Origin of the sequence: Massilia sp. CFBP9012, assembly GCF_034045115.1 — a bacterium.
GTDB lineage: Bacteria > Pseudomonadota > Gammaproteobacteria > Burkholderiales > Burkholderiaceae_D > Telluria.
Map to the genome: position 1 here is coordinate 1 of NZ_JAXCWM010000002.1, position 21936 is coordinate 21936.

Annotated in this window: 21 protein-coding genes; 11 read left to right on the forward strand and 10 right to left on the reverse strand. The window is 66.5% G+C overall.

Features of this window, described 5'->3' with window-relative positions; genetic code table 11:
* Positions 1 to 229: 229 nt before the first annotated feature.
* Complete coding sequence (locus tag SOM61_RS02660) at positions 230 to 1171, reverse strand: LysR family transcriptional regulator (protein WP_320472661.1); 942 nt, start codon at positions 1169 to 1171, stop codon at positions 230 to 232.
* Positions 1172 to 1305: 134 nt separating this feature from the next.
* Here SOM61_RS02660 and SOM61_RS02665 point away from each other — a divergent pair, with 134 nt between their 5' ends.
* Positions 1306 to 2049 (forward strand): SDR family oxidoreductase, encoded by a 744-nt coding sequence (locus SOM61_RS02665; protein WP_320472662.1) that lies wholly within the window; start codon positions 1306 to 1308, stop codon positions 2047 to 2049.
* Positions 2050 to 2066: 17 nt separating this feature from the next.
* Here SOM61_RS02665 and glf read toward each other — a convergent pair whose 3' ends face one another.
* The 6 genes from glf to SOM61_RS02695 form a co-directional block, all read right to left on the reverse strand.
* Positions 2067 to 3221, reverse strand: coding sequence for a UDP-galactopyranose mutase (gene glf / locus SOM61_RS02670; protein ID WP_320472663.1), 1155 nt, complete (start codon positions 3219 to 3221; stop codon positions 2067 to 2069).
* Positions 3222 to 3425: 204 nt separating this feature from the next.
* Positions 3426 to 4583 carry a serine hydrolase domain-containing protein gene (locus SOM61_RS02675; RefSeq protein ID WP_320472664.1) on the reverse strand — a complete coding sequence of 386 codons (1158 nt, stop codon included), beginning with the start codon at positions 4581 to 4583 and terminating at the stop codon, positions 3426 to 3428.
* Positions 4580 to 5059, reverse strand: coding sequence for a CYTH domain-containing protein (locus SOM61_RS02680; protein WP_320472665.1), 480 nt, complete (start codon positions 5057 to 5059; stop codon positions 4580 to 4582). The genes SOM61_RS02675 and SOM61_RS02680 overlap by 4 nt, the downstream gene beginning before the upstream one ends.
* A gap of 4 nt (positions 5060 to 5063) precedes the next feature.
* The gene (locus tag SOM61_RS02685) at positions 5064 to 6185 is read right to left on the reverse strand and encodes a M14 family metallopeptidase (RefSeq protein WP_320472666.1); all 1122 of its coding nucleotides are present in this window, start codon (positions 6183 to 6185) and stop codon (positions 5064 to 5066) included.
* Positions 6186 to 6337: 152 nt separating this feature from the next.
* Positions 6338 to 6742, reverse strand: a complete 405-nt coding sequence (locus SOM61_RS02690) for a hypothetical protein (RefSeq protein ID WP_320472667.1) — start codon at positions 6740 to 6742, stop codon at positions 6338 to 6340.
* Between the two features lie 152 nt (positions 6743 to 6894).
* On the reverse strand, positions 6895 to 7218 hold the full coding sequence (locus SOM61_RS02695) for a KGG domain-containing protein (protein ID WP_320472668.1): 324 nt from the start codon (positions 7216 to 7218) through the stop codon (positions 6895 to 6897).
* 338 nt (positions 7219 to 7556) lie between these two features.
* Between SOM61_RS02695 and SOM61_RS02700 the strand changes: the two genes are divergently transcribed.
* From SOM61_RS02700 to SOM61_RS02710, 3 genes are all read left to right on the forward strand, one after another.
* Positions 7557 to 8441 carry a hypothetical protein gene (locus SOM61_RS02700; RefSeq protein WP_320472669.1) on the forward strand — a complete coding sequence of 295 codons (885 nt, stop codon included), beginning with the start codon at positions 7557 to 7559 and terminating at the stop codon, positions 8439 to 8441.
* Positions 8442 to 8630: 189 nt separating this feature from the next.
* Positions 8631 to 9638, forward strand: coding sequence for a glycosyltransferase family 2 protein (locus SOM61_RS02705; RefSeq protein WP_320472670.1), 1008 nt, complete (start codon positions 8631 to 8633; stop codon positions 9636 to 9638).
* Positions 9639 to 9650: 12 nt separating this feature from the next.
* Entirely contained in the window at positions 9651 to 10250 is a 600-nt protein-coding gene (locus SOM61_RS02710; RefSeq protein WP_320472671.1) for a D-glycero-alpha-D-manno-heptose-1,7-bisphosphate 7-phosphatase, read from the forward strand.
* Between the two features lie 40 nt (positions 10251 to 10290).
* On the opposite strand, the gene SOM61_RS02715 is transcribed toward SOM61_RS02710, so the two are convergent.
* Positions 10291 to 10980, reverse strand: a complete 690-nt coding sequence (locus SOM61_RS02715; protein ID WP_320472672.1) for a cation efflux transmembrane domain-containing protein — start codon at positions 10978 to 10980, stop codon at positions 10291 to 10293.
* 66 nt (positions 10981 to 11046) lie between these two features.
* Here SOM61_RS02715 and cadR point away from each other — a divergent pair, with 66 nt between their 5' ends.
* Entirely contained in the window at positions 11047 to 11448 is a 402-nt protein-coding gene (gene cadR, locus SOM61_RS02720) for a Cd(II)/Pb(II)-responsive transcriptional regulator (protein ID WP_229446334.1), read from the forward strand.
* A 20-nt stretch (positions 11449 to 11468) separates the two neighbouring features.
* On the opposite strand, the gene SOM61_RS02725 is transcribed toward cadR, so the two are convergent.
* A complete protein-coding gene (locus SOM61_RS02725; protein WP_147932986.1) occupies positions 11469 to 11738 on the reverse strand; it encodes a hypothetical protein in 270 nt (89 codons plus the stop codon).
* Between the two features lie 278 nt (positions 11739 to 12016).
* Between SOM61_RS02725 and SOM61_RS02730 the strand changes: the two genes are divergently transcribed.
* From SOM61_RS02730 to SOM61_RS02740, 3 genes are all read left to right on the forward strand, one after another.
* Entirely contained in the window at positions 12017 to 13036 is a 1020-nt protein-coding gene (locus SOM61_RS02730; protein ID WP_320472673.1) for a transporter, read from the forward strand.
* Positions 13037 to 13159: 123 nt separating this feature from the next.
* Complete coding sequence (locus tag SOM61_RS02735) at positions 13160 to 14881, forward strand: FAD-dependent oxidoreductase (RefSeq protein ID WP_320472674.1); 1722 nt, start codon at positions 13160 to 13162, stop codon at positions 14879 to 14881.
* 84 nt (positions 14882 to 14965) lie between these two features.
* Positions 14966 to 17794: a hybrid sensor histidine kinase/response regulator gene (locus SOM61_RS02740; RefSeq protein WP_320472675.1), complete on the forward strand. Its 2829-nt coding sequence runs from the start codon at positions 14966 to 14968 to the stop codon at positions 17792 to 17794.
* An 18-nt stretch (positions 17795 to 17812) separates the two neighbouring features.
* On the opposite strand, the gene SOM61_RS02745 is transcribed toward SOM61_RS02740, so the two are convergent.
* Positions 17813 to 18793: an NAD(P)H-quinone oxidoreductase gene (locus SOM61_RS02745; RefSeq protein ID WP_320472676.1), complete on the reverse strand. Its 981-nt coding sequence runs from the start codon at positions 18791 to 18793 to the stop codon at positions 17813 to 17815.
* Between the two features lie 229 nt (positions 18794 to 19022).
* On the opposite strand from SOM61_RS02745, the gene SOM61_RS02750 reads away from it, so the two are divergent.
* The 3 genes from SOM61_RS02750 to SOM61_RS02760 all read left to right on the forward strand — a co-directional run bounded on the left by SOM61_RS02750 (position 19023) and on the right by SOM61_RS02760 (position 21886).
* Entirely contained in the window at positions 19023 to 19964 is a 942-nt protein-coding gene (locus tag SOM61_RS02750) for a LysR family transcriptional regulator (RefSeq protein ID WP_320472677.1), read from the forward strand.
* 126 nt (positions 19965 to 20090) lie between these two features.
* Positions 20091 to 21530, forward strand: coding sequence for an NAD-dependent succinate-semialdehyde dehydrogenase (locus SOM61_RS02755; protein ID WP_320472678.1), 1440 nt, complete (start codon positions 20091 to 20093; stop codon positions 21528 to 21530).
* A 23-nt stretch (positions 21531 to 21553) separates the two neighbouring features.
* A complete protein-coding gene (locus SOM61_RS02760) occupies positions 21554 to 21886 on the forward strand; it encodes a carboxymuconolactone decarboxylase family protein (RefSeq protein WP_320472679.1) in 333 nt (110 codons plus the stop codon).
* The last annotated feature ends 50 nt before the right edge of the window (positions 21887 to 21936 follow it).

Consider the following 21936-nt stretch of genomic DNA (forward strand, 5'->3'; position numbering starts at 1 on the left):
CCCCGCCTCCGCGGGAACGACGTGGTTTTTCCTATGAAGCGGGCTTATTCAAGCGCCCGAAATTATTCCGGACACCAGTGCGCGAAGGCGGGAACCTAAGTGCGCTGGATCTAGCCAGAAAAAATGTGCTGGTCCGCGACGGACTTAGGTTCCCGCCTTCGCGGGAACGACGGTTCTGGGGCTGCGTTAAACGACGGTTCTGGGGCTGCGTTATTCAGATAATGCGGCACTACGCACCCGGCGCCTCCGGCGTCATGAACTGCCGCGCCAACCCCTGCTCCTCGAAACGCTCGACCACAAAGTCGATGAACACCCGCGTCTTGGCCGGCAACAACCTGCGGCTCGCGTAGTACAGGCACAGCGCCCTCCCCGGCGCATACCATCCCGGCAAGACATCGACCAGCGCCCCGCTGCGCAGGAACGCTTGCGCGTGCGGCAGCGGCAGCACCGCCATGCCGATGCCGGCCAGCGCCGCCTGCGCCATCGCCTCGGGATCGTCGCACACCAGCGCCGTGCGCAGGTCGACCGGCGCCTGCCGCCCGTCGTCATGGCGCAGGGTCCAGCTCAGCAGCCGGCCGCTGCCCACGGCGCGGCGGGCGATGCCGTCGTGCCTTGCCAGGCCGTCCGGATCGAGCGGCCCGCCGCGCCGCTCGAGGTAGCCCGGGCTGGCCACGACGATGCTGCGCACCATCGTCAGTTCGCGCGCCACCATCCCCTCGTTCAGCTCGACGCCGCCGCCGATCGCCACGTCGAAACCTTCCTTGACCAGGTCGACCTGACGGTTCTCGAAGTGCAGGTCTGGGACGATGGCCGGGTAGCGCTTGAGAAAATCTTCCAGCATCGGCACGAAATACGTCCGCCCGACCAGCGGCGCCATGCCGATTTTCAGGGTGCCTCCCGGCTGGCCGGCGCCCTGGCGCGTGGCCAGGGTCGCCTCCTCGATCCGGCGCCAGGGCTCGGCCACTTCGTGCAGATAGCGTTCGCCCTCGGCCGTGAGCCGCAGCTGGCGCGTGGTGCGCTGGAACAGGCGCACGCCCAGGTGCTGCTCGAGGCGGGCGACGTTCTTGCTGACCGCGGCCGGACTCAGGCCCAGCCGGCGCGCGGCGGGCGAAAAGCCGCGCTCCTCGGCGCTGTAGATGAACGAGACGAGATGGCTGATCGATTCCGGCATGGCGGTGTCTGGATGGTAGCGATCCCGGGATTTTATACCTGGAGTTGAAAGTCATACGACCTCTAGCTGGCTAGTTTCAACTTCTGGTCGGCAGCATACTGCCGACTCGTCCAATCATTCACAGGGAGTCCATCATGAACAAGGCATTCGAAGGCAAGATTGCAGTCGTCACCGGCGGTTCGCGCGGCATCGGCGCCGCCATCGCGAAAAGGCTCGCCAGCCAGGGCGCGCACGTGGCGCTGACCTACCAGCAATCGGCTGGCGCCGCCGAGACGCTGGTAGCGGAGATCCAGGCTTCAGGCGGCAGCGCCGAAGCGATCCGCAGCGATGCGGCCGATCCGGCGGCGATCGACGCCGCGATCGCCCGCGTCGCGCAACAATATGGCCGCATCGACATCCTGGTCAACAACGCCGGCGTCGCCGTGTTCGGGCCGATCGACGACTTCACGCTGGAAGATTTCGACAAGACGGTCAACGTCAATGTGCGCGCCGTCTTCGCCGGCGTGAAGGCGGCGCTGCCGCATATGAAGGAAGGCGGACGCATCGTCAATATCAGCAGCACCAATGCGTTGCGCATGCCGATGGTGGGCGGGTCGGTGTATGCGATGAGCAAGTCAGCCCTGAGCGGCCTGACGCAGGGACTGGCGCGCGAACTGGGGCCGCGCGGCATCACGATCAACAATGTGCTGCCCGGCCCGGTCGACACCGACATGAACCCGGAAAAGACCGAGTTCGGCGCCGGCCTGCACGACTATATGGCGATCAAGCGCCATGGCCGCCCCGAAGAGATCGCGGCCATGGTCGCCTACCTGGCCGGACCGGAAGCCGCCTACGTCACCGGCGCCGACCTGCTGATCGACGGCGGCTTTGCTGCATGAGCGCGGCCTGAGCGCAGTTACGCCATCGGATCGATGGTGAAGGCCGGCATGCGCTCGCCGTTCTTCGCGCTGTCGAGGAATTTGTCGGCAGTGAGCAGCGCTTCGTGGATGGTGACGTCCATGTCCAGGTATCGGTAGGTGCCCAGGCGGCCGACGAAAGTGACGTTGTCTTCGTTCTTCGCTTTGTTGACGTACAGCTCCAGCTGCGCCTTCTCGCGCGTCTGGCGAATCGGATAATAGGGGACGTCCTTTTCTTCGCACTGGCGGCTGTACTCGGCGTAGCAGATGGTCTTCTCGTGCTTTTCCCACGGCGAGAAATGCTTGTGCTCGGTAATGCGGGTGTATTTTTTTTCGTCGTCGCAGTAATTGATGACGGCATTGCCCTGGTAGTCGCCATCGGCGCGGAAGGTCTCGAAGTCCAGCGTGCGGTAAGGCAGGCGGCCCTCTTCGTGCTTGAACCAGGCGTCGATCGGGCCGCTGTAGAACACGTGGGCGTAGTTGCCCTTCTCAAGCGGATCGAAGGGCGTATTCAGGTGCACGGTCACGCCCGGCACGTCGATGATGTTCTGGACGAGCGCCGTGTAACCGTCGGCCGGCATGCCCTGGTATTTGTGGTTGAAGTAATTGTCGTCATAATTGAAACGCACCGGCAGGCGCTTGAGGATGCTGGCCGGCAGCTCGCTCGGGTGCAGGCCCCACTGCTTGATGGTGTAGGTCTTGAAGAAAGCCTCGTACAGCTCGCGACCGACGAAGCGCAGCGCCTGCTCTTCGAAGGTGGTCGGATTCTCGATCGACTTGTCGCCCAGGCTCTGCAGGAATTCCTGCGCCTCGGCCGGGCCCATGGTCTTGTTGAAGAACTGGTTGATGGTCAACAGGTTGATCGGCAGGGTGAACACCTTGCCATCGGTGATCGCCTTGACGCGATTGACGTAAGGCTTGAACTCGGCATAACGATTGACGAATTCCCAGGCGCGCTCGTTATCGGTGTGGAAGATGTGCGGGCCGTAGACGTGGACCATGACGCCGGTCTCGGCATCACGTTCCGAGTAGCAGTTGCCGGCGATATGGGGACGCGATTCGAACACGTCGACGGTATAGCCGGCCTGCGCCAGCTGGTTTGCGATCACGGCCCCGGAGAATCCAGCGCCGACGATGGCGATATTCTTGTTCATTCTTGTGTGTCCTGGTGGTGTTGGCAATGCCGGAGCGTATGCCTGACCTTGACCCGACCTGGGTTGCTTCAAGAATAAATTGTCGGATCAATCGTGGACACACAACACCGCATCGCGGGTGGAATTAATGATAAAAATATATCATTCAAATGCCGTTTTGCTCCGCACAATTGGAGCGCCCCGCGTTGCGGATAGTGGACGTCGTTATTTACGAATGGCAGAGATCACACGCGTGGCGAACTCGGCCGCGTTGCCGGCGTGCCAGCGCCAGACGATCACCAGATCATGCTCGGGCGAAACGACGATGTCGTTGCTGCCCGCCCCCAGCGCCGCAAAGGCGGTGGCCGGCATGCCCGGCAGGTTCTTGCCCTTGGTGTTGAGCCACCACAGATAGCCATAATCCGGGCCGTGGGCGCTCGGGGTGAGCGCTTCCTTCACATAGGATGCCGGCAGGATCTGCTTGCCGCCCCAGTTGCCCTGATGAAGCCACAGGTAGCCGAAGCGCGCCATGTCCCAGCTGTCGATCCACATGCCGCCGCCCCAACGCGTGCCGCCGCTCACCGACGGAACCTGCTTGCCGTTCACTTCCACATAGCTGTTATGGTAGGGAACCCATTTCCAGGTGCTCGACGCGTCGATCGGATCCATGATCTGCTGCTGGAACACATCCGGCACCGATTGGCCGAACACGCGCAGCAGCGACAGGGCGAAGCGGTTCACGCGGGTATCGTTGTACTCGTAGAAGCTGCCCGGCGCCTTGATCGCGCGCGGCTTTTTCTCACCCTTGCCGAAGGCCTCCTTGCCGATGAAGTTGCTGTGCTTGCCCCAGAGCTCGCCTTCCCACTCGGATTCCTGCTGCAGGTGCTGCTTCCAGGTGACGGGGGCATTGTGCGGCGCTGCATAGCCGCCGTCGCTGACGGTCTTGGCCATCGGATCATTGACCTGGATGCGGCCGTCGCGCACCGCCACGCCGGCAACCGTCGCCAGCATGCTCTTGGCCACCGAGTAAGTCGGATCGACGAAGCGCGTATCGCCGAACTCGGCCACCACATAGCCCTTGTAGATCACCACGCCATTGGTGTGGGCGCGCTTGGTCGGCATCGAGCCCAGGCGGGTGCCGAATACGGCTTCCTGGTCGGACAGATCGAGTGGGCGCTCGGTCTCGCGCGACTCCGCGAACTTGACGGCCGCGGCCAGGGCCGCCGGGTCCATGCCCAGCTGGGCCGGATCCTTGCGGGCCCACTCGCCGGCCGGCGGAAAGTAAGCATTGTCGGCGGCAAAGGCGCCGGTGGCCGGCAGCGCCAGTCCCAGTGCGGTGGCGAGGGAGAGTGCGAGCAGGCTGCGGCGCGAGACAGTAATCATCGGTCGGTATCGGTCCAGGTGGAATACGGGGAACGGATCAGGTTGGAGTTGTAATAGCGCTTGTCGCCGGTGACTTCCTGGCCGATCCAGTCCGGCTTGTCGAAGACCGCGTCTTCGGCCGGCAGCTCGATCTCGGCCACCACCAGGCCCGCGTTCTCGCCCAGGAACTCATCGACTTCCCAGGTGAAGCCCGCGTGCTCGATGCGGCGCCGGTATTTCTCGACCAGCGGCCGCTCGCACAGGCGGTCGAGCAGTTCGGCGGCGTCTTCGAGCGGGATTGGATACTCCCACTCCCCGCGCGCCGCGCCTTCGCTCTTGCTCTTGATGGTAAGAAAACCCTGGTCGCCATAGATGCGCGCCCGCACGGTGCGCGGCGGGTCAGAGCTCAGGTAACCCTGGCGAACCAGGACGGGCGTGCCCAGCGTGTGCCAGGCATCGTTCGCCATCAGGAACTTGCGTTCAATCTCAACGCCCATGCGATCAGCCCAGCGCCTGCAGGATCGGCTGCAGCATCGCCGCGCCCAGGAAGGCGCTGCGCGCGCCGTTCCAGCCGACGTGGGGGTCGGGCAGGTTGGCGTTGTCCTTGAACGGCATCTCGAGCGTCAGCGACAGGCATTTGTAGTGGTGGCCGACGTACTTCGAGGCCAGGGTCAGCAGCTCGTCGTTGTACTTGCTGGCGGCGTAGCCGTATTCCTTCTGGAAGTCCGGGCTGCACGAGATATAGCGATCGATGAAGCTGCTCTGCTCCAGCGCGCGCTCGGCGGTGAAGTCTTCGAGCATCTCGCAGCCGGCCACAAAGTTGTAGGGCAGCGCCTCGTCGCCATGGATGTCGAAGAACATGTCGATGCCGACTTCTTCGATCTTGCTCTTGACGCACAGGACTTCAGGGCTGCGCTCGAGGGACGGGTTCATCCATTCGCGGTTCAGGTTGGCGCCGGCGGCATTGGTGCGCAGGTTGCCGCGCACCGAGCCATCCGGGTTCATGTTCGGCACGATGTAGAACACGGCGCGCTGCAACAGCTTGCGCGCGACCGGGTTGGCGTTGTCGAGCAGCGCATCCATCATGCCTTCGACGAACCACTCGGCCATCGATTCGCCCGGGTGCTGGCGGGCGATGACCCAGATTTTCTTCTCGGCCTGCGGATTGCCGATCACCACCAGGTTCATGTCGCGGCCGTCGACCGTGCTGCCGATGTCGTGCACGCGCGCGATCGGATTCTCGGCCACCTCGCCCAGCAGGCGCAGGTGGCGTTCCCAGGTGTAGGGCTCGAAATAGGCGTAGTAGACGCTGTCCAGTTCCGGGGTGTGCTCGATCGTCATCACCTGGCCGTCGAAGCTGGTGGGCACACGGAACCAGTTCTCGGTATCGTAGCTCGCCACCGCCTGGTAGCCCTCGAAGCCCTTCGGATAAGTGGCCTGGCCGGCGTTCAGGATGCGCATCGTGACCGCCTGGCCGCGCGCGCCCTGCAGGCGGAAGTGGAACCACTGGTGGATGTCGGCGTGCGAATCCTTGCGCAGGTTCAGGTCGATCTGTTTGACGTTGTCGGCGCGGACGACGTCGATCGAGCCGGAGTCGAACATCGTGCTGATCTTGATGGGCATCGTGGGATCCTTTCATGGCCCGTCGCGGTGGACGGTGTGCAAATATCGGGGCGTCGGGCGCCTGCCCGACGATCAGTGCATAAGCAGCGCCGGCCATGATACCGGATCGGCCACGCCGACCGCTGATGCCGGGCCGGGCGCCAAGCGCGTGTTTACTGCGCGTCGAGGTCGATCAGGTCCTTGGTGTACATGGCCATGATCTGGCGCATCAGTTCGACGTTGCCGCGGTCGAGGACGACGGTCAGGTCGGGCTTGCGATCGAGCACGAAGCTCATGCGGATCGCGCCCGGCAGTTCCTTGCAGTTCACATATTGCGCGCGCGGAATGTAGGGACTGTCCCAATCGTCCTGGGTAATGCCGGGGCCGGCAGGCGGCGCCTTCAGTTGCGGATCGCGGTTGACCGGCAAGTGCTTGAGCAGCCAGAAAACGATCGAGGCCGGGATGTGGATACACAGGTCGCTCGCGCCCTGGCTGGAGAACTTGGTGAGCAACAGGTTGCCGACCCGGTCGCAGGACATGGACAGGCTCTTGACTTGACGAATGACCGCTGGTTTCACGACGTTGATCCTTGGGGGAAGGTTGAAAAAGGCGCAGCGATTCTACCCCATCCCATTCGCATTTTGTGTGTATTGAAGGCAAAACCAAAGCAAAACGGGAAGCTCGTGGCTTCCCGTTGCCTGCCTGTCACCGGCCTCAGCCGGTCAGTTGCTTACTCTTTCGAGCCGCCGCTGCGGTTGCCGCCCTGGGCGCTCTGGCGGTTGCCGCTCTTGCTCGAGGTGCGCGACGCCGTGCCGGCGCTGGCGCTGGCCGACTGGCGGTTACCGTGGCTCAAGCTGCCGGCGCGGCGTGCTTCTTCCGACGTGAATTCATGGGCGGTACCCTTGGCATGGGCTGCCTTGCCACCCTGGCTGGCGATTTCGCGCTGGCGCGCCGGATCCATCGAGGCGAAGCCGCGATTACGGGTGCCGCTGGCGGTGCTCTGGCTATTGCCTTGGGTGCCCGATTGCTTGTTACCTTGGTTGCTTGAGGCCATGATGACGTTCTCCCTTATACACTTGTGGAAACCGCCGCGTCCTGCGGCAGGCTTGAGACCCGATCGCCGCTGGCCACCAGGTCAGCGAACGATGAGTCGAAGCCCATCTTAGGCAGGCATCTCCGATGCGGCTATAGGAGCATTTCAGATGACTTTGTAGGACTTCGCGCGACAAATAATGCATCTGCGAAAAATTACTTCCAGTCGTCAATAAACTCTTCAGGATAAGTCCTACATCGTCCCCCTACCTCTTCCTATTCTGTGCGGGGCGCGCGACATGCATCATGGCTGTATGCGGCAGGAATTCGACCTGCCTGTCTACAGCACAGGAGACCGTCATGGATACCAAAAAGCAAGACAAGCACACACTTCCCGGCAACCAGGCCGACTACGGCGCCAATGAAAAAGGCACTCCCGGTTCCAAGGGCATCACGCGCGATGGCCCGCCGGATCATACCTACCCCAATGCGGCCAGCCGCCAGCAAGGCACAACCGCGATCGACAACTCGGGCGGCAGCCTGGCCCAGGGTGGCTCGATGCAGGGCCAGCAGTCCGGCGGCAGCGGCACCACCCAGGGCGTCACCGACAGCCACGAGCGCCAGATGGGCATGCACTCCGATGCCTGGGGCAAGCTCGAGCAGCCGGTTGGCAACCGCCAGCGCGATACCGGCGTCTCGGTGAGCGGCGACGTCCTCAATCGCCAGGGCAAGACCCAGACCGGCGACACGCTCAATCCGCAGGATCCGGCGCATCCGCAGCTGCACGGCACTGAACCGGGCCGCGACGGCCGCGTGCCGGGCACCGTGGCGCCGGAGCCGATCGGCACCGAGGCCGGCGTGCCGGGCGTGCAGCACGGCGACATCTATGGCAACCGCCAGGGCGCCGACGACAACCGGGCCGACACCCAGGACGCCAGCGCCAGCCGGGTCCAGCAACAGGTCGACCGCGAAGCCGCGCAGGGCGGCGCCGAGCCGCGCGACAATGGCAGCGACGACGTCCACAAGTCGAACAACGTGTCCGGCGGCCTGCCGCGCAGCCCCGGCAACTCGGGTCCGCGCACCGAGGGCGAAGGCTACCAGGTCGGCGGCAGCATGCACGCCGAGCCGAATCCGGTGCACCAGTCGAACGACGCCGCCGGCGGCTACCCGCGCAGCCCGGGCGGCGCCAACAAGCTGGCGGGCGACCGCAAGATGGACGACGACACCGGTTTCTCGCGCGGCTGAGCACGCTCTTTTTTCGCATGACTAGCGGCCCCATCGAGGGCCGCTTGTTTTTTCCGGCATCCGCGTTGATCCATCTCCAAACCGTACCGGACTGGAGGAACCGGGCCATATGCAGGGCACTCGAACCGCTCGACATCGCCACCACCACGCGGTGGCGCGAGACCAGCGGAGAAACCGAGGAGACCTCGCATGCCTGCACCGGATGACGCCCCCAATAACGCCCTCCCCACGGTTTCCGTGGTGCTGCCGGCCTGCGGCCGCATGGACCTGCTCGACCGCAGCCTGGACGCCCTGATGCGCCAGAGCGTCGATCCGCGCAGCGTCGAAGTCATCGTCGTGGACGACGAACCCAATCACAATACGCTGCACCTGGTGGCCGGCTGGCGCACCCGCACGCTCGAACGCGGGCCGCGCCTGGCCTATGTCGCCAATACCGGGCCACGCGGGCCGGGCGCCGCACGCAATCGTGGCTGGCGCGCGGCGCGCGCCGACGTCATCGCCTTCACCAGCGACGACGCCGTACCCAGTCCCGACTGGCTGGCCCATGGGCTGGCCGCCTTGGACGGCGGCGCCGCCGTCGTCTGCGGCCGCATCGAGACCCCGGTGCCGGCCCGCCCCACCGACCGCCAGCGCAGCGCGCATGCGCACGAACTCGCCGATTTCAGCAGCGCCAACTGCTTCGTTTACAAGCCGGTGCTCGAACGGCTCGACGGCTTCGACGAGCGCTTCAGCGTCCAGCGCGGCAGCGACGCCGACCTGCACTTCCGCCTGCTCGAACAGAACATCCGCATCGTGCGCGCGCCGCAGGCGCTGGCCGTGCACCCGGTGCGTCCGGCGCCCTGGGGTGCGAGCCTGCTGCAGATCCGCCATGCCGTGTTCGACGCGCTGCTGTACAAGAAGCACCCGACGCTGTACCGCGAACGCATAGAAGCGCGTCCCTGCTGGGACCACTACGCCATCGTCGCCGCCCTGCTGCTCGCCCTGCCGTGCTGGGCGCTGGGCGTGCGCTGGCTGGCCCTGGCCGCCACCCTCGTCTGGCTGGCGCTCACGGTGCGCCTGTGCATGCGCAGGCTGAAAGGCACGGCGCACAGCGCCTCGCACGTGGCCGAGATGGCGATCACCTCGGTCCTGCTGCCGCCACTATCCGTATTCTGGCGCCTGGCGGGCGCGGTGCGCTACCGCGTGCGCTTCGCCTGAGCGCGCAATCCGATGAAAGCCATCTTCCTCGACCAGGAGGGCACGCTGGTCGACGACATCCCATTCAATGCCGAGCCACGCCGCATCCGCCTGGTTAGCGGGGCCGGCGCGGCGCTGCGCCTGCTGGCCGAGCTCGACTATCGCCTGTTCGTGGTCTGCAACCAGTCCGGCATTGCGCACGGCTGTTTTACCGAAGCGGCGATGGGCCCGGTTTCGGATCGCCTGAGCGACCTGCTGTTTCGCGAGCAGCTCACCCTCGCAGGCTATTACTATTGCCCGCACCATCCGCTCGGCACTGTCGGCGACTATGCATTCGCCTGCGCCTGCCGCAAGCCCTCGCCCGGCATGCTGCTGCGCGCGGCGCACGAGCATGGCATCGACCTGCGCGCGTCCTGGATGATCGGCGACATCCTGCACGACGTCGAGGCCGGCAACCGCGCCGGCTGCCGCACCCTGTTGATCGACAACGGCAGCGAGACCGAATGGCGCCTGGGCCCACGCCGCCTGCCCACGCGCATCGCGCCGGACCTGTACAGCGCGGCCCTGCTGATCGCCGAGCACGGCGAGCGCGAGGACGTGCGGCCGCAGGCGGGTGCACGTCCTTTGGGATGATGATGGCCGACGATGTTTGCCGGGACCAGGACGATCCCGGTCAGTGCCGCCGGATCTCGACGATCGGCGCCGGCGTAATCACCGGCACTGGCACCGGCACGCTTGCCGCCGACGCCTGCTCACGCAGCTCGGCGCGCGCCTGCCGTATCACTTCGCGCGCCGCCGACAGGCCCAGGCACGCCATGATGCTCGCCACCACGATGTCCGGCCATCCGGCGCGGGTGCCGAACACGCCAAGTGCCGCCAGCATCACGGCCAGGTTGCCGATCATGTCGTTGCGGGTACACAGCCACACCGAGCGCATATTGGCGTCGCCGTTGCGAAACGCGTACAGCATGGCCGCCACCGCGCCGTTGGCGGCCAGCGCCAGCAGGCTGACGGCGCCCATGGTCTGGGCATGCGGCAGATGGCCGTCGAGGCCGAGCCACAGCGCCCGCGCCAGCACCAGCACGCCGAAGACGCCCATCACGACGCCCTTGGCATAGGCCGCGCGCGAACGCCACACCACGGCCATGCCCAGCACGAACAGCGACACCCCGTAGTTGGCGGCGTCGCCCAGAAAGTCGACCGAGTCGGCCAGCAGCGCCACCGAGCCGGCGGCCAGGCTGCTGGCCAGCTCGACGCCGAACATGGCGAAATTGATGATGAGCGCCGCCCATAGCACCTTACGGTAGCGCCCATCGGGCGGCGGCGTGGACGAACTGCAGGATCCGGAACAGCAAGCAGACATGATCACCCTCCAATGACAATAACTGCATTAGAATCCCTGTAGTTACTACAAGGTCAAGGGATGAACATGCTGATGCGCATTGGTGAACTGGCGAAACTGACGGGCTGCCAGTCCGAGACGGTCCGTTTCTACGAACAGAAGGGATTATTGCCGCCACCAGTCAGGTCGCAGGCGAATTACCGGATGTACGATGCCAGCCACGCCGAGCGGCTGCATTTCATCCGCCGCTGCCGGTCGCTGGGCATGTCGCTGGGCGAAGTGGAAACCCTGCTCGGCTACCAGGACCAGCCGGAACGCTCCTGCAGCGGCGTCAACGCGCTGGTGGACCACCAGCTGTCCGAGATCGACCGCCAGATTCTCGAACTGAAGGCGCTGCGCACCGAACTGTCGACCCTGCGTGCGCGCTGCGATTCGACGCGGCCCGCCGGCCAGTGCGCCATCCTGCGCGAGCTGACCGAACACGCCTGAACCTCGGCCGCAGGCTCCGACTACATCCTGGGATCGTCGATCACCGCACGCTCGTCGAGCGCCGCCTGATCGTCGCCACGAAGCTGCTCGCCCATCAGCACGCGGTGGATCACCGCGCCATGCACGCCATGCTGCTTCAGGAATTCGACGGCGCTGCGGGTGCCCAGGCTGGCCTGGATGAGGATGCCCTGGCGCACCACGTGGGTCGCGCCCGCGTAGGGATTGGCAAGGCTATTGTCAGCCATGTCGTTCGGCGCCGCGCCGCGGCGATCGATCTGAGAAATTTGCATCTGTTTCCTTTCGTCGGGCTCGACAGCCCATCGTGCAGCGCCATGCCCGCCTGGGAGGCGCACAAAAAAAATCCGTCGACCGTGAAGCCGACGGAAAAACGCAGTATCCGGTTGAGGGATCACGCGGAGAGACACAGGAGCAATCTTAACGGCCGATGGTTTCAACTTGATGACAAGCCAAGATTTCCATACATGCCACCGGCAATCGCGCCGAGGTTCCGCATCGCGCTGCAATTACGCTCTACAATTGCCTATCGTTTATTCATCCAGGAAGGTCAATGGCGCAGATGGCGGCTCCCGGCTTCAGTTACGGCTCCGACGATTCGGGCCTGGTATGGGGATTTCTATTCAGCCGCGACACGACCGCAACGCCGATCGGCGTGCACGAGGCCCTGGCCTGGATGCGCGACCCGCAACCGGAACAGTTCATCTGGCTGCACTTCAACCTGTCGAACACCGCCAGCGAGCGCTGGCTGCGCAGCCACGCCATGCTGGCCGACGAATTCTACGAAACGCTGCACCAGGGTTCGCGCTCGACCCGCCTCGAGCTGGCCGACAATGCCCTGATCGCCGTCGTCAACGACGTGCTGCACGGCTTTTCGCTCGACAGCGCCGAGATCTCGACCTTGTGGGTCCACGTCACACCGCAGGTCGCGATCAGCGCGCGCAGGAAGCCCCTGGCCTCGATCGAGCGCCTGCGCCAGGACGTGCGCCAGGGCACCCTGCTGCGCTCGTCGAGCGAACTGCTGATCCACCTGCTGCGCGACCAGGCCGACGTGCTGGTCAATATCGTGCGCGAGGCGGTGGCGCGGGTCGACACGATCGAAGACCGGCTGCTGGCGGGCCGCCTGACCCGCCAGCGCGAGGACCTCGGCACGCTGCGCCGGGTGCTGGTGCGCCTGCAGCGCCTGCTGGCGCCGGAACCGGCCGCCCTGTTCCGCCTGCTGCAGCGCCCACCAGGCTGGGTCGATGGCGACGACCGCCAGGACCTGCGCCAGGCGACCGAGGAATTCACGGTGGTGCTGAGCGACCTGGCCGCGCTGCAGGAACGCATCAAATTGCTGCAGGAAGAACTCGCCGCCCGCGTCAATGAGGACAATGCCCGCAGCCTGTACCTGTTGACGATCGTGACGGTGATGGCCCTGCCGATCAACCTGATCGCCGGCCTGCTCGGCATGAACGTGGGCGGCATCCCGCTGGCCGACGAGAGCCACGGCTTCTGGATCGCGCTGGGGCTGGTCGCGACTTTTACCACGGTGGCCGGCTGGCTGCTGTTGCGGCTGCAGCGCCAGCGCTGAATAGGGAGCGATTTACACGCCTTGGATACCCATCCTAGTGTATAGCTTACAAAGCGACCGGCCTGGATTACCATGCAGTCGCCAGCACGCCATCCGACCAGCCCAGCCGAGCCGAGAACCGCCATGAACGACAGCACGCCCGAGTCCCTGCCCGAACCGTCCGTCATCGATCCGCGCTACCTGATCGACCTGAAAACACGCGGCCACCAGGTCTATCCCGTCCTCGGCGAGGAAGAACTCAAGCGCATTCGCCGTTTCGCCACCGAGCGCGCCTGGCACGATGGCGACTATGTATTCCGGGCCCTGGTCGATTCGCCCGGCATGGTCGTGGTGCTATCCGGCCAGCTGCGCTGCAGCCGCAGCAATGCGCTCGGCCACCGGGTCGAGGTGCACCTGTTCGACCCTGGCCAGTTCACCGGCGAAGTGTCGCAGCTGTCGGGCCGGCCGCCGCTGGTCGACGGCGTGGCGGTCGGCCACCTGGAAGCCCTGGTGCTCGATCCCGAGGCGCTGCGTGCGCTGCTGATGGCCGAGGCAGTGCTGGGCGAGCGCGTGATGCGCGCCTTCATGCTGCGCCGCGCGCGCCTGATCGGCGAACAACCGACCGGACCGATCCTGATCGGGCCGCCCGGCCATGCGCGCCTGTTCGAGCTCGAGAGCTTTTTATCGCGCAATGCGCAACCCTATACCCGGCGCGACCCGGCCTCGGATCCGGACGCCGCCGAGCTGGTACGCGAGCACTGGCGCCAGGAACACGACTGGCCGCTGGTCGCCATGCCCGACGGCTTCGTGATCAAGAACCCGAGCCTGCTCGAGGTGGGCCGCTTCCTGGGCACCATGCCGCGCATCACGCGCGAGATGGTCTACGACGTGCTGGTGGTCGGCGCCGGCCCGGCCGGCCTGGCCACGGCGGTGTATGCGGCCTCGGAAGGCCTGTCGGTGATGGTGCTGGAACAGCGCGCCTACGGTGGCCAGGCCGGCGCCAGCGCGCGTATCGAGAATTTCTTCGGCTTCCCCACCGGCATCTCGGGCCACGCCCTGGTGAGCCGCGCTTTCGTGCAAGCCAGCAAGTTCGGGGCCGAGGTCGCGATCCCGGCGCCGGCGATGCGCCTGCTGTGCCGCGAGCGCCCGCTGCGCGTGGAACTGGACGACGGCAGCTGCGTGCGGGCACGCAGCGTGGTGCTGGCGGCCGGCGCGCGCTACCGCAAGCCCGAGCTGGACGACCTGTCCCGCTTCGAGGGCCGCGGGGTATACTACTGGGCCTCGCCGGTCGAAGCGAAGGTGTGCCGCCAGCAGACCGTGGTGCTGGTCGGCGGCGGCAACTCGGCCGGCCAGGCCGCCGTCTACCTGGCCGCCCACGCCCACACGGTGCACCTGATGGTGCGCTCAAGCGGTCTCGAGGCCAGCATGTCGAGCTACCTGATCGAGCGCATCCGGGCGAGCGCGAACATCGTGCTGCACACCCGGCTCGAACTGGCCTCGCTCGAGGGCGACGATACCGGACTGGAGCGGGTGCACTGCCGCAGCCGCAGCGGCGGCCCGCCAGTCGTGTTCGATACCCACCACCTGTTCCTGTTCATCGGCGCCGATCCCAACAGCGACTGGCTGCTCGAGTGCGGCGTGGAACTGGACCGCAAGGGCTTCGTGCTGACCGGTTACGAAGCCACGGGACAGCATGGCGGACGCGATCTCGAGACGAGCGTGCCGGGCGTATTCGCCGTGGGCGACCTGCGCGCCGGCTCGACCAAGCGCGTCGCCGCGGCGGCCGGCGAAGGCGCGGCCGTGGTGGCGCAAGTCCACCGTTTTCTGGCCGAACAGCAGCAAGCGTCCAGCGCCGGCGCCGCTTGAGTCGAATCTTGCCTTGCAACATTGCAGTTGCCAAGTGAGCAAGCAGCCCGTATCGTGGGCAGTTACTCACACCACCGATTGACGATGTTGCATACGAATCACAGCTTCCTGGCCGGCGGCGGCGAGATGGGCGCCCTCATGCGTGCCCACGATTGGCGCGACAGCCCGCTGGGGCCGCCCGACGCCTGGCCGTCCACGCTCAAGACCCTGCTGCGGGTCCTGCTGTCGAGCAATCACCCGATGTTCATCTGGTGGGGCGACGACCTGATCCAGTTCTACAATGACGGCTACCGCCACACCCTGGGGCCGGAGCGCCATCCGGCCGCGCTTGGCCAACCGGGCCGCCCATGCTGGGAGGAAGCCTGGGACCTGATCGGCCCCGACATCGAGAGCGTGATGCGCGACGGCGCCAGCGCCTGGTTCGAGGACCGCCTGGTTCCGCTGACCCGCAACGGCCGGCGCGAAGACGTGTGGTGGACCTACGGCTACAGCCCGATCGAGGATGAGGCCGGCATCCGCGGCGTGCTGGTCATCTGCAACGACGTCACCGAAGACCACCTGCTCCGGCAGCGCCTGCAGCAGACCAATCACGCGCTGATCGAGACCATGGACGACGGCTTTTGCCTGCTCGAGTTGATCGACGACGCCGACGGGCGCGCGGTCGACTACCGCTTCATCGAAGCGAACCGCGCCTTCGCCCGCCACACCGGGCTGGTGGACAGCGTGGGCAAGACCGCGCGCCAGCTGGTGCCGAATCTCGAGCAGGGCTGGGTCGACACCTATGACGAAATCGCGCGCAGCGGGGAGGCGCGCCGCTTCGAGGAAGGGTCGGAAGCGATGGGACGCTGGTTCAATGTGTATGCCAGTCCGATCGACCATCCGGACAAGCGCCGCGTGGCCCTGCTGTTCACCGACATCACCGACAAGAAGAACGCCGAGCGCGCCTTGCAGGCCAGCGAAACGGCGGCGCGCGCCGCGGCCAGCCAGGCCGAGGCCGACCGCCGCCGCCTCGACGCCCTGCTCAGCTCGGCGCCAGTCGGCATCGTCTATGTGGATGAACATGGCGCGCTGTCGGCCGTCAACCGCATGAACCGCCAGCTGTGGGGCGAACACCCGATGTCGACCAGCCAGGTCCAGTACGCCGAGTGGCGCGGCTGGTGGGCCGACGGCTCGGAGCGCCACGGCCGGCCGATCCAGGCGCACGAATGGGCGCTGGCGCGTGCGCTGCGTGGCGAGCGGGTCGAAGTCGACATCGTCGAGATCGCGCCCTTCGGGCGGCCGCAGGAACGGCGCACCCTGTTAACCCATGCCACGGCGATCCGCGCCGAGGATGGCGCCATCACGGGCGCGGTGGCGGCCTCGATGGACCTCACAGACCAGGTCGACACGCAGCGCGCGCTGCGCGAAAGCGAGGAGAAGTTCCGCACCATTACCGACGCGATGCCGCAGATGGTGTGGTCGAGCCGGCCCGACGGCCAGAACGACTACACGAACCGGCGCTGGAGCGATTTCACCGGCCTGCCGACGCAGGAGCTGGCCGGCACCAGCTGGACCGAGGCCATCCATCCCGACGACCTGCCCTTGCTGCTGGCGCTGTGGGCCGACAGCCTGGCAAGCGGCGCGCTGTTCGAGATCGAGCACCGCCTGCGCCACCACAGCGGCGAGTACCGCTGGGTACTCAATCGCGCGCTGCCGGTACGCGACGAGGCCGGCCGCATCATCCGCTGGATGGGCACCGTCACCGACATGCACGACCACAAGCTGGCCGCCGAAGAACTGAAGGCGGCGAACTCGCGCAAGGACGAGTTCCTGGCCATGCTGGCCCACGAGCTGCGCAACCCGCTGGCGCCGATCAGCACCGCGGCCCAGATGCTCAAGCTGTCCGGCGCCGATCCGAAGCGCATCGCCCACGCCAGCGACGTCATCGGGCGCCAGGTGCGCCACATGGTCGAGCTGGTGGACGACCTGCTGGACGTCTCGCGCGTGACGCGCGGCCTGGTCGAGCTCGAGCGCCAGGCCGTCGACCTCAAGTCGGTGATCCAGAACGCCATCGAGCAGGCGCGCCCGCTGATCGAAAAAAAGGGCCACACCCTGTCGACCCGCCTGGGCGCGGCCAACGTCACCGTCACCGGCGATCGCAAGCGGCTGGTGCAGGTGATGGCCAACCTGATCAACAACGCGGCCAAGTACACGCCGGACGGCGGCGAGATCGCGGTATGCGCCGATCCGCTGCCGGATGCCGGCCAGGTGAAGCTGAGCGTCAAGGACAATGGCATCGGCATCGATTCCGCGCTGCTGCATGATGTGTTTGAATTGTTCACCCAGGCCAAGCGCACGCCGGATCGCGCCCAGGGCGGTCTTGGACTGGGGTTGGCGCTGGTACGCAGCATGGTCAACCTGCATGGCGGCACGGTCGAGGCGCACAGCGACGGGCCGGGACGGGGCAGCTGCTTCAACGTGGTGCTGCCACTTGGTGCGCATGGCGAGGACGGCGGCACAGGTCAGCGCGAGGGCGACTCGACGCTGGCCGCGCAATCGCGGCTGCGCATCTTGATTGTCGATGACAACCGCGATGCGGCCGAATCGCTCGGCATCGTGCTGTCGGCGGTCGGGCATGAGGTCGGGGTGGAGGATTCTTCGATGGCAGCGCTGCGACGGGTCGATACGGAAAGTTTCGACGTGTGCCTGCTCGATATCGGATTGCCGGATCTGGACGGCCACCGGCTGGTGGAACGGCTGCGCGCGGCCCCGCTGGTGGCCGGTGCGGCCATGATCGCGCTGAGCGGCTATGGCCAGCCGCAGGACATGGCGGCGTCGAAGCAGGCGGGCTTCACCAGGCACCTGGTCAAGCCGGTGGATATCGGCAACCTGCTGGCGCTGCTGGACGGGGTCGCACCGCGCGCCCCCGGCTAGGCAGCGTGCCGCCGCGCTCTATATCGTCAGGACGATCTTGCCGACATTCAGGCCCGCTTCCATGCGCTGGTGGGCCAGTGCCGCTTCGGCCAGCGGAAACGTGCGGTCGATCACCGGCGCAAGCTCGCCACTGGCGAACGCCGGCAGCCAGCGCTCGCGAAAGCGTTCCGACATACCCCACTTGACCTGTTGCGTGCGCGACTTCATGACCGTGCCGAAGATCTGCAGATGGCGGTACAGCAGGCGTTCGAGCGGAATCTTCGCGTCTTCGACGCCGCCCATGATGCCGATCTGGACCAGCCGCCCGGCGAAGCCGAGTGCGTTGACATTGCGTTCGAAGTACGGCGCGCCGATGAAATCGAGGATCAGATCGACGCCCCGGTTGTCGGTCAGCCGGGCCACGACATCTCCAAAATCCTCGTTCTCGTAGTCGATCGCATGATCGGCGCCGAGCCGACGCACCAGCGCGTGCGAGGCGCCACGGGCCGTCGCCAGGACGCGTGCGCCGAGCGCATGCGCCAGCTGCACCGCGGCGCCGCCGACGCCGCCGGCTCCCGCATGCACCAGCACTGTTTCGCCGGGCTGCAGCTTGCCCAGGTGGATCAAAGCTTCGTGCGCGGTAACGAACACCTCGGTGATGGCGGCGGCCTGGACGTAGTCGAAGCTGTCGGGAACCGGCATCGCCATCCGGTAGTCGATGCGCGCCACCTCGGCATAGGCGCCGCCGCCGACGATGCCCATGATCCGGTCGCCGATCGCATGGCCGCGCACGTCGGCGCCGACCGCGATTACGTCGCCGGCGATTTCCAGGCCCATGATGGTGGAGTCGCCGAAGTCGGGGCGGCCGTAGCCGCCGCGGCGATGGGTCAGGTCGGCGCGGTTCACGCCGGCCGCGCGGGTGCGTACCAGCAGGTCATGGGGACGCAGCACCGGCTCCGGCGCCTCGCCGATCCTGAGTACGTCCGGCGCGCCGAACTGGTCGAAAACAATCGCTTTCATGCTGAGCTCCTTGAAGTGATGGGCAAGTCGATCGCACACGGTGCGATAGAGGATGTGTGATCAGGATAGCCAGCGGCGAAGCGCTTGATAATCCGTCGGCGACGGCAAACGGCTATGCGCGCTGTGCATGAATCGCGCAAGTCATACAGATTACGGGAGTGCCCTGCCCAGCCCCGTCTTTGTCTTCCATGTGATAATGCCCGGCACAATCGATGCGTGGAGCCGCAGGATGCTGACCGACCGCTTTGCCGAATACCTCGGCGTGTTTGCCGACGTGGCCCGTGAGGGCAGCTTTTCCGGCGCCGCCCGGCGCCGCGGCATCACGCCGTCGTCGGTCGCGCGCCAGATCGATGCGCTCGAAGGGCACCTGGACGCCGCCCTGTTCCTGCGCTCGACCCGGATGCTGACCCTGACCGAATCCGGCCAGGCGCTCCTGGTGCGGGCGCGCCGCGTCCTCGACGAACTCGACGATGCCCAGCAAGAAATCGCTTCCATGAAGGGCGAGGTCCAGGGCGTGCTGCGCATCGCCTGCTTCCCCACCTTCGGCCGGCGCCATGTCATCCCCGTGGTCGCCACGCTGGCGCAACACTATCCGGCGCTACGGATCGAGCTCGACCTGACCGAGCGCCTTGCCGACCCGGTGGCCGAGCGGCTCGACGCGGTGATCCGTATCGGCAGCCTGGCCGACAGCACCCTGATCGCCACCCGCATCGCCCGCCAGACCCGGCTGCTGTGCGCCAGCCCCGCCTACCTGGCGCTCCGCGGCGTCCCGGCGGGCGCCGATGCGCTACGCGCGCACTGCCTGGTCGACAAGCTGCATGGCAACGACCTGCTGGGCTGGGCCGACCTGCTGGGCGCGCCGGTCGGCGGCGGCCAGGCCGTGTTTCGCTGCGATGACTTCGAGGCGATGTTCCAGGCCATCCGGGCCGGCATGGGCATCGGCCTGTTGCCGGACTGGGTGGTCGGCCAGGCGCTCCAGGACGGCGAACTGGTGCAGGTGCTGCCGCAAGCGTGCGCCCTGCCGTGCATGCACACCGACATCCATGTCCTGCGCGCGCTGGCGCAACCGGCGGTCAAGCTGCGCACCTTCATCGACGCGCTCAAGGCGCACATCGGGGTGCCCGAAAGGTGGGCGGTGGCCGCCGCCGGGGCAGAGCGCGCCGGACCATAAGGGCGGTCCATCCCGATTTGTGCGCGCAGTGCAAAGCCCTTGTCGGCGCCAGGCTGGTTATCAAACGCGTTCCCGAAGCCTACTCTTTGTCCGGTGCACTACTCACCCACCGGAAAGGAACGCAAGATGCAAACCGCCTCCTACGACCCGCTGTACCTGTTCATCGACGGCTGCTGGCTGGACGCCGGCCTGCGCGATACCGCGGCCGTCGTCAACCCTGCCACCCGCGCCGTGCTCGGCCGCCTGCCGCTGGCGAACACGGCCGACCTCGACCGCGCCTTGCGTGTCGCCGACGATGCCTTCACGCTCTGGCGCCGCACCGCGCCGGCGGAGCGGGCCCGTATCCTCAAGGCCGGCGCCGACCTGATGCGCGAACGGGTGGAGCACATCGCCACCCTGATGACACTGGAAGAAGGCAAGCCGCTGGCCGAGAGCCGCGACGAGGTGATGCGCGCCGCCGATTATTTCGAATGGTTTGCCGAGGAGGCGCGCCGCATCGATGGGCGCGTGGTGCCGGCCAACCGGCCCGGCGTGCTGCAACTGGTCAAGCGCGAACCGATCGGTCCGGTCGCCGCCTTTACCCCGTGGAACTTCCCCGCCATTACGCCGGCGCGCAAGCTGTCGGCCGCGCTGGCCGCAGGCTGCAGCGTCATCATCAAGCCGGGCGAGGAAAGTCCCGCCACCGCCCTGGCGCTGGCGCGCGCACTGGACGATGCCGGCCTGCCGAAGGGCGTGCTGCAGGTGGTGTTCGGCCGGCCGGACGAAGTTTCCTCGCACCTGATCGCGTCGCCCGTCATCCGCAAGGTCGCCTTCACAGGCTCGATGCCAGTCGGCCGCCTGCTGGCCGGACGCGCCGCCGCCGGTGTCAAGCCGATCACGCTGGAGCTGGGCGGACATGGCCCGGTGCTGGTATTCGAGGACGCCGACCTGGAGGCCGCCGCGGCCGGCGGCGCCGCCAACCGCTTCCGCGGCACCGGGCAGATCTGCATTTCGTCGACGCGCTTCCTGGTCCAGCGCAGTGTGTACGCCCGGTTCACCGAACGCTTCGTGGCCGCCACCGGTGCGCTCGTGGTCGGCGACGGCCTCGATCCGGCGACCCAGATCGGCCCGCTGGCCAATGCGCGCCAGCTGGACAAGATGACATCGCTGGTCGAAGACGCCGTAGGCCAGGGCGCGCGCCTGCTCGCCGGCGGTCACCGCATCGACGGTCCCGGCTACTTCTTCGCGCCGACGGTGCTGGCCGACGTGCCTTTGAGCGCACGCATCATGCATGAAGAACCGTTCGGGCCGATCGCCGTGCTGTGTCCGTTCGACGACCTCGACGATGCTCTGGAGGAAGCGAACCGCCTGCCTTACGGCCTGTCAGCCTATGCCTTCACCACGAGCGCGCGCACCGCGATCGACGTCGCCGACCGCCTGGAAGCGGGAATGATCGGCATTAACCACTACCGGATCGTCGCCACCGAACTGCCTTTCGGCGGGATCAAGGAAAGCGGCATCGGTTCCGAAGGCGGCGCCGAGGGCATCCACCATTACCTGGTCAATAAATTCGTCAGCCAGGTCTGAATCCACACGGGAGAGCAGCAACCATGAAACCGATCGATTTCACCAGCCCGCGCGAAGCCGCACGGGCATTCACGCCCAAGCTGACCGCGCTGGTCGAAGACCCGCTGTATTCGCGAGTCTGGACCGACCCCGAGCTTGCACCGCGCGACCGCAGCCTCGTCACCATCGCCGCCCTGGTCGCTCTGGGCCATGCGGACGAATTGCCGGCACACCTCAAGCGCGGCATCGCCAATGGCCTGACCAGGACCGAACTGGCGGCCGCAATCACCCACCTGGCGTTCTACGCCGGTTTCCCGGCAGCGATCACGGCATCGGCCCATGCGCACGCGGCGCTGCAAGAGACCGGCGAACGCTGAAAGAGTGACGGGTTGCATCCCGGACGCTGAAACGAAAAAGGCCAGCTTTT